General features: G+C 38.3%; 13 protein-coding genes. 10 read left to right on the top strand and 3 right to left on the bottom strand.

All coding sequences use genetic code 11. The annotated features are described in order from the left end of the window. Nucleotides 1-97 precede the first annotated feature (97 nt). From ACFIK8_RS06830 to ACFIK8_RS06875, 10 genes are all read left to right on the top strand, one after another. Nucleotides 98-505: a TM2 domain-containing protein gene (locus ACFIK8_RS06830; RefSeq protein ID WP_012754997.1), complete on the top strand. Its 408-nt coding sequence runs from the start codon at nucleotides 98-100 to the stop codon at nucleotides 503-505. Between the two features lie 633 nt (nucleotides 506-1138). Then, nucleotides 1139-1294 carry a hypothetical protein gene (locus ACFIK8_RS06835; protein ID WP_375669068.1) on the top strand — a complete coding sequence of 52 codons (156 nt, stop codon included), beginning with the start codon at nucleotides 1139-1141 and terminating at the stop codon, nucleotides 1292-1294. A 383-nt stretch (nucleotides 1295-1677) separates the two neighbouring features. After that, nucleotides 1678-2130 (top strand): TM2 domain-containing protein, encoded by a 453-nt coding sequence (locus tag ACFIK8_RS06840; RefSeq protein ID WP_375628670.1) that lies wholly within the window; start codon nucleotides 1678-1680, stop codon nucleotides 2128-2130. 187 nt (nucleotides 2131-2317) lie between these two features. Next, nucleotides 2318-2629: a septum formation initiator family protein gene (locus ACFIK8_RS06845; protein WP_012754998.1), complete on the top strand. Its 312-nt coding sequence runs from the start codon at nucleotides 2318-2320 to the stop codon at nucleotides 2627-2629. Between the two features lie 135 nt (nucleotides 2630-2764). Further along, nucleotides 2765-3805, top strand: coding sequence for a pyruvate dehydrogenase (acetyl-transferring) E1 component subunit alpha (gene pdhA / locus ACFIK8_RS06850; protein ID WP_273788346.1), 1041 nt, complete (start codon nucleotides 2765-2767; stop codon nucleotides 3803-3805). A 16-nt stretch (nucleotides 3806-3821) separates the two neighbouring features. Continuing rightward, nucleotides 3822-5186 carry a pyruvate dehydrogenase complex E1 component subunit beta gene (locus tag ACFIK8_RS06855; protein WP_375636497.1) on the top strand — a complete coding sequence of 455 codons (1365 nt, stop codon included), beginning with the start codon at nucleotides 3822-3824 and terminating at the stop codon, nucleotides 5184-5186. Between the two features lie 14 nt (nucleotides 5187-5200). Next, on the top strand, nucleotides 5201-6544 hold the full coding sequence (locus tag ACFIK8_RS06860; protein ID WP_375636495.1) for a pyruvate dehydrogenase complex dihydrolipoamide acetyltransferase: 1344 nt from the start codon (nucleotides 5201-5203) through the stop codon (nucleotides 6542-6544). A gap of 220 nt (nucleotides 6545-6764) precedes the next feature. Beyond that, the gene (gene lpdA, locus ACFIK8_RS06865) at nucleotides 6765-8225 is read left to right on the top strand and encodes a dihydrolipoyl dehydrogenase (RefSeq protein WP_375636493.1); all 1461 of its coding nucleotides are present in this window, start codon (nucleotides 6765-6767) and stop codon (nucleotides 8223-8225) included. 67 nt (nucleotides 8226-8292) lie between these two features. After that, on the top strand, nucleotides 8293-9255 hold the full coding sequence (gene lipA / locus ACFIK8_RS06870) for a lipoyl synthase (protein ID WP_273723360.1): 963 nt from the start codon (nucleotides 8293-8295) through the stop codon (nucleotides 9253-9255). A gap of 2 nt (nucleotides 9256-9257) precedes the next feature. Continuing rightward, on the top strand, nucleotides 9258-9719 hold the full coding sequence (locus ACFIK8_RS06875) for a type II toxin-antitoxin system RatA family toxin (protein ID WP_273788342.1): 462 nt from the start codon (nucleotides 9258-9260) through the stop codon (nucleotides 9717-9719). A 540-nt stretch (nucleotides 9720-10259) separates the two neighbouring features. Here ACFIK8_RS06875 and ACFIK8_RS06880 read toward each other — a convergent pair. The 3 genes from ACFIK8_RS06880 to rirA are packed head-to-tail and all read right to left on the bottom strand — an operon-like array spanning nucleotide 10260 to nucleotide 12403. Then, the gene (locus ACFIK8_RS06880; RefSeq protein ID WP_375636491.1) at nucleotides 10260-10748 is read right to left on the bottom strand and encodes a CinA family protein; all 489 of its coding nucleotides are present in this window, start codon (nucleotides 10746-10748) and stop codon (nucleotides 10260-10262) included. Then, entirely contained in the window at nucleotides 10745-11935 is a 1191-nt protein-coding gene (locus tag ACFIK8_RS06885; RefSeq protein ID WP_375669069.1) for a bifunctional 2-C-methyl-D-erythritol 4-phosphate cytidylyltransferase/2-C-methyl-D-erythritol 2,4-cyclodiphosphate synthase, read from the bottom strand. Before ACFIK8_RS06885 ends, ACFIK8_RS06880 begins: the two co-directional genes overlap by 4 nt. Nucleotides 11936-11959: 24 nt before the next feature. Beyond that, complete coding sequence (rirA, locus tag ACFIK8_RS06890; protein WP_273788340.1) at nucleotides 11960-12403, bottom strand: iron-responsive transcriptional regulator RirA; 444 nt, start codon at nucleotides 12401-12403, stop codon at nucleotides 11960-11962. Between the last annotated feature and the right edge of the window lie 101 nt (nucleotides 12404-12504).

A 12504-nucleotide genomic window follows, 5' to 3' on the forward strand; every position in this document is an offset into this window, starting at 1 on the left:
TATAAAAGTATGAGATCATTTAGACTATGAAATTGAGATTTCTTATCAAAGGCATATACGCAATAATTTTTAAGTGTTTAAATTTATAGGGATTAAGATGAGAGGTATAATTATTAGTCAAGATCAAGGAACTTATCTCGTTTCGGGTGATGATGGTAAACGTTATCAGTTTGCGACTTGGGATTGGATGGGAAAGAATCCGCCAAGGATCGGTTGTACTGTTGATTTTGTTTGTGAGGGGGGTGTTGTCAGTTCTGTTTTTCCATTGTTGAGACCAGGTACAGAGAACTCAAAGATAATGTTCGCACTCCTTTGTTGGTGTTCAGGTATCTTTGGTGTCCATCGCTTTATGGTTGGTAAAGTTCGGACTGGTGCTTTAATGCTGGTTCTATCCTTATCATTGTTTGGATTGATAATTACCGGTATTTGGGCAATTGTTGATTTTATAGTCATTCTTGGTGGAAGATTTACGGATAAAGATGGGAATCAGATTACAGATTTTTAAAAATTTTATAATAAAGAGAAAGTAATTCAGTTCTCTTGTTATTTTTATCAATATATTAAGTTCATAATGCCGAATTATTGTACTATATGTCTTTAATGTGAGATATTAAGAGAAATATGCACAGTTGAATAAAAGTATTGAAAAAGACTGTGCTATTTTATGTGAGTAAAACAACGGCGTAAATCCACTAAGGTGTGTTTTGTATTGCTGCTTATAGCAGCAGAAAACATTAGCTCATTGGGGGGATCAAAACTATTTTAATTTCACGTTTATCACGGCTGCTACAAATTTTATTTATACCGTGAGGTTAATCAACATATTATAAAAAGAAATAATCTCTTTATGAATAACACATGAGGAGAAGCTTTATAGGTGGTCGAGGATGAAAGGTAAGATTATTGGTCAGGATCAAAGGGTTTATCTCGTTTTTGGAGATGATGGTAAGCGTTATCAATTTTCGCTTGAAGATTTGTTAGGGAAAAAACACCAAAGGTAGGGGATACCATTGATTTTGTCTATGAATGGATACCATTAAATCTATTTTTCCTATCTCGGTTGAAGGTCAGTCACAAAAATTAAATGTGATGCGAGCGATCGTTTACCTGTTTTTGTGCATTGGGGATTCATCACTTTATGGCTGGTAAAGTTGGAACGGGCATTGCAATGCTTCTTATAACGATAACAGGTATAGGGCTGTTAGTTACTATACCGTGGTCGTTTATCGATTTTATAGTTATTTTATCCGGATATTTTAGGGATGAAAATGGGGATAAAATTATAAATTGGTAGAAATTTTAGAATAATATAAAATGTAAAGAGCTAAGAATTTTCTTTACTTTTAATGTTGTCAATATATTAATTTAATAATGTAAATTATTTTAGTCTATGTCTTTAAATGTGAAATATTAAAGAAAATTATGAATATTTAAATAAAACTATTGAAAAAGACTGTACTATTTCATATGAAAAAAGCAAAGGTGCAAATCGAACAGCGTGCTTTGTATTACCACTTGTAATTGCGGGAATTTTAAGTTGTTGGGGGATTTTTAGCTTTTTAAATTGTCATATATCACGGTGAATACAGACTGTATTCATGCTGTGAGGTTTATTCAACATATTATCATATTAGAAGAAAAGCTTCTTTATGAATAACAATTTTATAGGTGGTGAAGATGAAAGGTAAGATTATTGGTCATGATCAAGGAGATTATTTCATTTCAGGGGCTGATGGTAAGCGCTATCAGTTTGCGAATTGGGATTGGTCAGGAAAAACGCCGCCGAAAGTTGGTGACGTCGTTGATTTTGTGTGTGAAGGGGATACCATTAAATCTATTTTCCCTATCTTGACTGAAGGTCAGTCACAGCAATCAAAAGTGACGTTAGCGGTCGTTTGTTTTTTTCTAGGTGGACTAGGAATTCATCGTTTTATGGTTGGTAAAGTTGGAACGGGCATTGCAATGCTTCTTATAAATATAATAAGTGTAATACTTATAATAAGTGTAATATTTATGCCGGTAGGGCTTATAGGAGTTTTTTTGATAATTACACCTTGGGTATTGATTGATTTTATAGTCATTTTAACAGGAAATTTTAAAGACAAAGATGGGTGTAAAATCACAAGTTAGTGGGATATCCAATATTTGTAATACAAAAAGTGGGGCATTCAGCTTACTTTGATTGTATTTAAGGGGGGGATAAATTGGTGATAACAAATTGTTTGAGTGTATAGATTTGGTAATGAGGTATTAATCAAAATCGTGCATAGTTGGGCAAAATATTAAAAAATTTGTGCTGTAAAGACTGTGCTATTTTATGTGGACAAAGCAGAAACGTCGATCAATCAAAGTGCGCTTTGTACTACCTCTTATGACGGTGGGAGTCTTAAGCTATTTCAGTTATCACATTTATCATGGTGAGTATGGATTGTATTCACGCAGTGAAGTTAATCAGCATATTAGCGAATTAGAAAAGGAGCTTCATAAAATAGAAGCTGAGCGGATATTCATGGAAAAGCGTATTTCTCTTTTACGCAATGGACATATAGAAAAAGATATGCTGGATGAGTATGTCCGAAAGAATTTGAACTTTTCTAAGCCAAATGAACTGACAATCTTAATACCTTGAAATGATACCAAAGGTAAATGAAAAATCGCTTAATTTAAACAACAATCAGCAATGATATTGTTTAAGCCGATTGATAAGGCTTGTAACTTTTGTTCGTAAAGGTTATTCCTAAATAATCATAAAAGGGAGTTTAATATGGCAGAACGACTTAAAAAAAATTCTGCGTCGGTGGCGCGCACTGCATTATCAAGCACCACAAAGAAAGCACCAATAGCAGACTTTACAAAAGAAGAAGAAATTGATGCTTATCGTGAAATGCTTTTAATTCGCCGTTTTGAAGAAAAAGCAGGACAACTTTATGGTATGGGGCTTATTGGGGGATTTTGTCACCTTTATATTGGTCAGGAAGCCGTTGTTATAGGAACATTGAAAGCGGCAAAAGAAGGTGATCAGGTTATTACGTCTTACCGTGATCATGGTCATATGTTAGCCGTTGGGATGAGCCCACGTGGTGTCATGGCAGAATTAACGGGACGTCAAGGTGGCTTTTCCAAAGGGAAAGGTGGCTCGATGCATATGTTCTCTAAAGAAAAGAACTTTTATGGAGGACATGGTATTGTTGGTGCGCAGGTTCCAATTGGTTCAGGTTTGGCATTTTCGAATCAGTACCTTGGTAAAGATAATGTGACATTGGTTTATTTTGGTGATGGTGCCGCAAATCAGGGGCAGGTTTACGAAAGTTTTAATATGGCTTCACTTTGGAAGCTTCCTGTTGTTTATATTATTGAAAATAATCAGTATGCTATGGGAACGTCAGTTTCACGTGCATCTGCAGAAACTGATTTTTCCCGACGTGGTCTTTCTTTTGAAATTCCAGGTATTGTTGTTGACGGTATGGATGTTCGATCAGTAAAAGGAGCTGCTGATGAAGCGATTTCTTGGGCACGCTCAGGTAAAGGACCGATCATTCTTGATATGCAGACCTATCGCTATCGTGGTCATTCCATGTCTGATCCAGCAAAATATCGTTCAAAGGAAGAAGTCCAAAAAATAAAAGAGGAACACGATCCGATTGATCAAGTAAAAAGTCGGATTCTTAAGAAAAATTGGGCGAACGAAGATGATTTAAAGTCTATTGAGAAAGAGGTTCGTGCAATTGTTGCTGATGCGGCAGATTTTGCACAAAGTGATCAAGAGCCAGATGCTTCTGAGCTCTATACTGATATTTTAGTTTGATGCGAGGGAAGCAAGTATGTCTATTGATATTTTGATGCCGGCGCTTTCACCAACTATGGAAGAAGGTAAACTGTCTAAATGGCTCAAGAGAGAAGGTGATAAGGTTAGCTCTGGCGATGTTATTGCTGAAATTGAAACGGATAAGGCTACAATGGAAGTAGAGGCCGTTGATGAAGGTACTCTTGGTAAAATTTTTGTGCCTGAAGGTTCTGAAGGCGTAAAGGTCAACACTGTTATTGCGATTTTGTTAGAAGAAGGTGAGCGTGCTGAGGATATTTCGCAACCTACGGATACAGCACAAAAACCTAAGGAATCTCCTCTTTCTCTGCCTTCGTCAGTTCCGCAGGTTCCTACTTTTGATACGTCTCCTGATTTTGATATTCCAGCGGGAACACAAATGGTTACAATGACAGTTCGTGAAGCGCTTAATCAGGCTTTGGCTGAAGAAATGCGGCGTGATGAAAAAGTTTTTCTCATGGGGGAAGAAGTCGCGCAATATCAAGGTGCCTATAAGGTTAGTCAGGGTTTATTGGAAGAATTCGGAGAGCGCCGAGTTATTGATACCCCAATTACAGAGCACGGCTTTGCTGGGTTGGCTGTTGGGGCTGCTTTTGGAGGGTTACGTCCCATTGTTGAGTTTATGACCTTTAATTTTGCGATGCAGGCGATGGATCAAATTATTAACTCAGCAGCAAAAACACGTTATATGTCTGGTGGACAAATGACCGCTCCTATGGTTTTCCGAGGTCCCAATGGTGCGGCTGCCCGTGTTGGTGCTCAACATTCTCAATGCTACGCTGCATGGTACAGTCATGTACCAGGTTTGAAAGTTGTCATGCCTTATAGTGCTGCAGATGCAAAAGGTTTGCTGAAAGCTGCTATTCGTGATGATAATCCTGTTATTTTTCTTGAAAATGAGATTTTGTATGGGCATCAATTTGATGTCCCTCAACTGGATGATTTTGTTTTGCCTATTGGTAAGGCGCGTATTCATAAGTCTGGACAAGATGTGACGATTGTCGCGTGTGGAATTGGAATGCATTATGCCGTTCAAGCGTTGCCGGAAATTGAACAGCTTGGTATTGATGTTGAATTGATTGATTTACGAACCATTCGCCCGATGGATCTTCCAACAATTCTTTCTTCGGTTAAAAAAACAGGTCGTTTGGTAACAATTGAAGAGGGATTTCCTCAGTCATCCGTGGGAACTGAAATAGCAACGCGTGTTATGCAGCAGGCTTTTGACTATCTTGATGCGCCAATTGCTACGATTTCTGGCAAAGATGTTCCGATGCCTTATGCCGCTAATCTTGAGAAGTTGGCTTTGCCTAATACTGCTGAAATTATTGAGGCCGTTAAGGCTGTGACATACAGAGCATAACGGAGGAAAGCATAATGCCCATTAAAATTACAATGCCAGCGCTTTCCCCTACGATGGAAGAGGGAAATTTAACAAAATGGAATATTAAGGAGGGAGATAAAGTTTTCTCTGGTGATGTTATTGCTGAAATTGAGACGGATAAAGCGACAATGGAAGTCGAAGCCGTTGATGAAGGTAGGGTTGCCAAAATTGTTGTTCCTGCTGGAACACAAGGCGTTAAAGTAAATGCTTTAATTGTTGTTTTAGCAGAAGAAGGTGAAGATTTAGCTGAAGCTGCAAAAGTTTCAGAAGAAATCTCTTCTTCTACAAGACAAGAACCAGAGGGCGTAAAACAGACAGATTCTCTGAAACAGACGGACTCAAAGGGTACAAAAATGTCTCATGAATCATCAGCTCAGCAATTAATGCAGCAAGATAAAAAGGAAGCGCGTCTTTTTGCCTCTCCCTTAGCGCGGCGATTAGCATCTCAGGAAGGTCTTGATTTATCCCTTATTTTTGGAAGTGGTCCGCATGGGCGTATTATCAAGCGCGATGTAGAAAAAGCTGTAAGTAGTGATATTTCTAAAGTGTCTTATTCATCACAAATAGGGGAGCTAGTAGCTACAGGTGCTTCTGACAAACAGATACTGAAACTCTTTAAAGAGGATGAATATACCTTCGCACCCCATAATAATATGCGTAAAACAATCGCAACACGTTTGATGGAATCAAAACAGAGAGTTCCACATTTCTATGTAACGGTAGATTGTGAACTTGATGCGCTATTAGCACTGCGTACACAACTGAATGCTGCTGCACCAATGATTAAGGGGCAGGAAGAAACTCAGCCTACTTATAAGCTTTCTGTTAATGATATGGTGATCAAAGCTGTCGCACTTTCTTTGAAAGCTGTTCCTGATGCGAATGTCTCTTGGCTTGAAGGCGGAATGCTTCATCATAAACATTGTGATGTTGGGGTTGCTGTTTCTATTCCCAATGGATTAATTACGCCGATTATTCGCCATGCAGAGGAAAAGCAGTTATCCCTTATTTCCAAAGAGATGAAGGATTTTTCAAAGCGTGCGCGTGAGGGCAAGTTAAAAATGGAAGAATATCAGGGTGGAACAACAGCTGTATCAAATATGGGGATGTATGGTATAAAAAGTTTTTCGGCTATCCTTAATCCACCGCATGCGACGATTTTTGCGATTGGTGCAGGGGAAGAACGCGCCGTTGTTAAAAATGGTACATTAGTTGTTGCGACAGTTATGTCAGTTACAATTTCTGCGGATCATCGTGCTGTCGATGGTGCTTTAGCCGCAGAGCTCGCGCGGACTTTTAAGAAGATAATCGAAAATCCATTAGCAATGTTAGTTTGAACTGTTTAACAGTTCTTCACGTAAGTTGTGAGAGAGTGTGTTAAGAGAATAAAAACAAATTTAAGAGTTTGAAGAGCAATGTTATTGCTATTTCTGGTTTGGGTAAAGCATTTACGTGAAGCTTAAAGCAAAAGACATAAGATAATTCTGTGATGTTGTTTTGCAGTCTTAAGTTCAAAAAATGCATATCCGTTTTATATATATCCATGGAGGAATTACTGTGGCAAATCTTTATGATGTAATTGTGATTGGATCAGGTCCAGGCGGATATGTAACCGCAATTCGTGCAGCACAATGTGGTTTTAAGACTGCGATTGTTGAACGTGAACATTTGGGAGGGATCTGTTTAAATTGGGGATGTATTCCAACAAAGGCCCTTCTACGTTCAGCGGAAATGAAACATTTTGCTGAACATGCAAAAAATTATGGATTAAAAATTAATGGTTCAATTGAGGCAAACATCAAAGATGTTGTGGCACGTTCACGCGGTGTTTCAGCACGTTTAAATGCTGGCGTTGATTTTTTAATGAAAAAAAACAAAATTGATATTATCTGGGGTGAAGCAAAGCTTACCAAAGAAGCGAAGGGAAGCCATCCTGCGGAAATTATGGTTTCTTCATCCTCAAAACCGATTATGCAACCGCAAAATCCAGTCCCTAAAGGGACGTTAGGGGAGGGAACTTATCAAGCAAAGTATATCATTATTGCAACGGGCGCACGTCCTCGTGTCCTTCCTGGTATTGAGCCAGATGGAAAACTCATTTGGACTTATTTTGAAGCTATGATACCGCCAGCAATGCCAAAATCGCTTTTGGTTATAGGGTCTGGGGCTATTGGCATTGAATTTGCCTCTTTTTATCGTGATATGGGAGCTGAGGTAACTGTTGTTGAAATGATGCCCCACATCATGCCTGCTGAAGATATTGAAATTTCAACGTTTGCTTGTAAACAGTTAGAGAAAAAAGGTTTACGCATTCTTCGTCAAGCAAAAGTAACAAAGGTTGAAAAATCTTCTGATTCTGTGACTGTACATATTGATGTTCAAGGTAAAATAGAGTCAATGACTGTTGACCGATTGATTTCCGCTGTTGGGGTGCAAGGTAATATTGAGAATCTTGGTTTAGAAGCTTTGGGAATAAAAACCGATCGCGGGTGCATTGTAACCGATGAATGGAGTTGGACGGGGGTGGAAGGCATTTATGCTATTGGTGATGTAGCAGGTCCTCCTATGTTGGCACATAAAGCAGAAGAAGAAGGTGTGATATGTATTGAGCATCTTGCAGGTTTAAAGAATGCTCATCCGCTTGATAAAAGAAAAATTCCAGGGTGTACATATTGTACACCACAGGTTGCCTCTGTAGGGCTTTCAGAAGCTACAGCAAAAGAAGCAGGTTATGATATACGTATTGGTCGTTATTCTTTTGCTGCGAATGGCAAGGCGATTGCTTTGGGTGAAGATCAGGGGTTAGTAAAAACGATTTTTGATAAAAAAACAGGACAGCTTCTTGGGGCCCATATGGTAGGGGCTGAGGTAACAGAATTGATACAGGGTTTTGTTATTGCCATGAATCTTGAAACAACAGAAGAAGAATTAATGCATACTGTCTTTCCACATCCGACTTTATCGGAAATGATGAAAGAAAGTGTATTGGATGCTTATGGTCAAGTTTTAAACGCTTGATGACTGGATTGTGTGAAAGATTTTATATTTTTGATTGTTACTTCGTATTTATAAGGCAAAGGCTTAAATGGTTACGGTTGTTGATAGAGTTACAAATAGACGTTTGCGTCATCCTGAAAAGGCACATCGTCCTGATACAAGCGTTCAAAAAAAGCCAGATTGGATTCGTGTAAAAGCGCCAACATCACCAATTTATAAGGAAACACATGGTATTGTACGTACGCATAAGTTAGTGACTGTATGTGAAGAAGCTGGTTGCCCTAATATTGGCGAATGTTGGAGCCAGCGGCATGCTAGCTTTATGATTTTAGGTGAAATATGTACGCGTGCTTGTGCTTTTTGTAACGTTGCAACAGGTATTCCACTTGCCGTTGATGATAATGAGCCAGAACGCGTAGCCGATGCTGTTGCACGGATGGAATTAAAACATGTTGTCATTACATCTGTTGATCGTGATGATCTTGCTGATGGTGGTGCTGAGCATTTTGCAAAAGTTATTTATGCGATTCGTCAAAAAACTCCTAAAACAACAATTGAAGTTCTGACACCTGATTTTCGTCATAAGGATGGCGCTTTAGAAGTTGTTGTTGCTGCTAAGCCTGATGTTTTTAATCATAACTTAGAAACAGTTCCTTCTAAATATTTGAAGGTTCGTCCAGGGGCACGTTATTTTCATTCAATTCGTTTATTACAACGCGTTAAAGAACTTGATCCAACAATTTTTACAAAATCGGGAATTATGGTTGGGCTTGGGGAGGAGCGAAATGAAATTTTGCAATTGATGGATGATTTGCGCTCTGCTGATGTTGACTTTATGACGATTGGACAATATTTGCAGCCTACACGAAAACATCATCCAGTTGTTCGTTTTGTGCCTCCTGAAGAATTTGAGTCTTTTGCCAAGATTGGTAAAGTAAAAGGATTTTTACATATGGCCTCCAATCCTCTGACGCGTTCATCTCATCATGCTGGAGATGATTTTGCTATTTTGCAAAAAGCGCGTGATGAAAAATTTTCCTTACAGAGATAATTATGCCGATTTTTACAATACATCGGCAGATCACCCATAGTGCCAGTGAAATGTTTGAGCTGGTTTCAGATATTGAGCGTTATCCTGAATTTTTACCAATGTGTGAGTCTTTGATAGTACGTTCTCGAAAAGAGTATGGGAAAAAAATGTTGCTTCTTGCGGATATGACCGTTGGCTATAAGATTATCCGTGAAACTTTTACGACTCAAGTATTTCTTCAGCCGGAAAAAAATCTTATAGAAGTTAAATATATTGATGGTCCATTCAAATATCTTGAAAATCGTTGGTCCTTTCATGATATTGAAAATACCAATGCATGTAATGTAGAGTTTTTTATTGATTATGAATTTAAAAGTAAAACGCTTGGATTAGTGATGGGCTCAATGTTTGATATTGCGTTTCGTAAATTCACCGACGCTTTTGAGAAGCGTGCGCATCAGATTTATGGCTCTACGATAACATAGTCTATTCTGTTATTTTTTAACAATACGTATTGCTTATAACAGCGTGAAGGTGAAAACTGGTTTTCATCTTTACTATTTGTTTTAATTCATCTTTTTCAGCTTTGAAAAGCATATTAAAGGAATATCATTTTAAATGATGAAGATGATGCACAGCTTTACGCTTTTGTTTCTCTTTTTTAATAGAGGCATATCCAAACAAAACGCCCAAATAGGACATGCTTGCGTCATACCCATTTCATAATAAATAGTAGAGATACTCGTAAAAGTATATAAATCAACATCTTTACACTTATGAAAAAGTCAGCCTGCACCATTGATTTGCCATCTCTCAAGATGTTGCGCGAGCTCTTAGCATTTGAGAGAGGTACAAGTATCCCTTTCTTTAATCATTTTATTTATACAGTTTTTTTCTTGTGGCGTGCAAGTGAATAAATTTGATTGATTCAACTTAAAGTTGTGGCACAATAAATCATTTTTTCAAGATGTTGACGATTATAGACTCAATGTGGAATAGAGAGCTTTGAAATTAGTATGGGGAATTCAGTGAAGCAATTCCAGAATCATTTTAAAAACATTTTCAACAGTTGCATGGCGGATAGCATTGCGGTTAAGATGACCAAAGTGCATTTCTTTGTGCAGAGTTTTATGATTTTTGTAAGCAACTGCGCAGTGCACAAGTCCTACAGGTTTATCAAGACTTGCTCCTCCTGGACCAGCAATTCCTGTTACAGAGACTGCAATGTCAGCTTGTGAATGTTTTAATCCACCCTCAGCCATTGCAAGAGCAACTTCTTTTGAAACGGCGCCATAGGTTCTTATAAGTTCAGCACAAACGCCAACAAGGCGTGTTTTAGATTCATTTGAATAAACAACAAATCCACAATCGAGAACATCTGACGAGCCTGCAATATTTGTGAGGCTTGCAGCAATGAGTCCTCCTGTACAAGACTCTACAGTTGTTAACAGCAAACCTTTTTGGCGAAAGATATTAAGGACTTCATGTGCTTGTTTTTCACAAAGATATGTCATTGGGGAAGTTCTCCTGAATAAAGAACGCTCACTGTTGCAAGAGCAGCAATTCCTTCACCGCGACCAATAAATCCAAGCCTTTCATTTGTTGTTGCTTTGATAGAGATTCGATCAGGTGTTATTGAAAGTATCGTCATAAGATTTTCTGTCATGGCATGACGATAGGGACCAATTTTAGGATTTTCAGCAATAATTGTGATATCAACATTGGCGATACGACCACCTGCTTGTTTTAGAATATCAAGAGCATGACGGAGAAAAATTTCTGATGATGCATTTTTCCATTGAGGATCAGAGGGAGGGAAATGTGTGCCAATATCTCCAGCACCTCGCGTAGCGAGCAGGGCATCTGTTAGCGCATGAAGAGCAACATCCGCATCGGAGTGTCCATTCAATTTTTTATGAAAAGGAATTTTTATACCACATAAAATAAGAAAATCACCATCCTCGAAAGAGTGAACATCATAACCATTGCCGGTGCGGATATCAGGAAATATTTGCATTTTCTTTTGGAGATATAAATGTGCAGTATTAAAATCTTCATGCCATGTAATTTTTATGTTGTTAGGATCCCCAGAAACGGTACGCATAGGAATTCCAAACCATTCGGCAATCGCAGAATCGTCAGTGAATTCTTTTTTGCAAGCTTGTTTTGCTTGTTTATGGGCCGCTAAGATATGTTCAAAGGGAAAACACTGTGGAGTTTGTGCACTATAAAGATGGGTACGGGGAATTGTTTCTAAAACATGCTGATTATTTATACGTTTAAGGGTATCAGAGATGGGCAGAACAGGAAGAACACCTTCTTGAGGTGTGATCGTGTTGTGAATGTTATCAAGAAGCTTGTTTTCGATAAAGGGGCGTGCACCATCATGAATATGCACATATTGGGGATTGAATTTTTTGAGTGCCTGAAGTCCATGTAAGGTAGAGATTTGACGTGTCCTGCCTCCTTCAACGATAATAAGGCGCTCTTTAAAATCGCCGATAGCTTGTTCACAGATTTGACGATCTTCTGGATGAATAACAAGGATAATTGTTGTGATAGCTGGATGCTGCAAAAAACAATGCACGGTATGATAAATAATCGGCTTTTGTCCTAGAAGCCGATATTGTTTTGGAATTTTATGGGGAGACCCTGCTCTTTCACCGCGTCCAGCAGCTAATATTATTGCTGCAATAGAAATACTTAATCTCCTCGTGTTATAATCTTAGTTTGCTTTTTTGTCATTAATTTTAAAATGATTTTGAAAGGATGGTTGTTGTAGATCAGCAAGGGATATCACGGATAACACCTCAAAAAAAGCATTTAATGCTTTTTGAAGTGCGGTATTTAAACCACAAAAATCAATCAAGGGGCAAGTCGGTTCTGCAGTATCGAAACATTCTGCGAGGGAAAAGTTGTCTTCTGTTACTTTCACAACATCAGCGACTGAAATCTCTGCTGCGGGTTTCGCCAACCTAACTCCACCATTGCGTCCACGCACTGTTTGTATAAAACCTGCTTGAACAAGCAGCTGAAGGATTTTAAATAAAAAAAGTTCTGAAACGGCATATGCTTTAGCAATTTCTGGAACACGACTGAGAGTTCCCTGATTATCTGCACAATACATGAGCATTCGAAGAGCATAATTTGTTTGTTTTGTTAATCGCATCTCATTTCCTTCGTAAAGTATCGTCGAACACAGTTTATTTTAAGATATTTTGCAAAATGTAGAAGTTCTTTCTCATTGACTATATTTGCCCTATTTTAAAT

The sequence above is a fragment of the Bartonella sp. MR168JLCBS genome, from assembly GCF_042194175.1.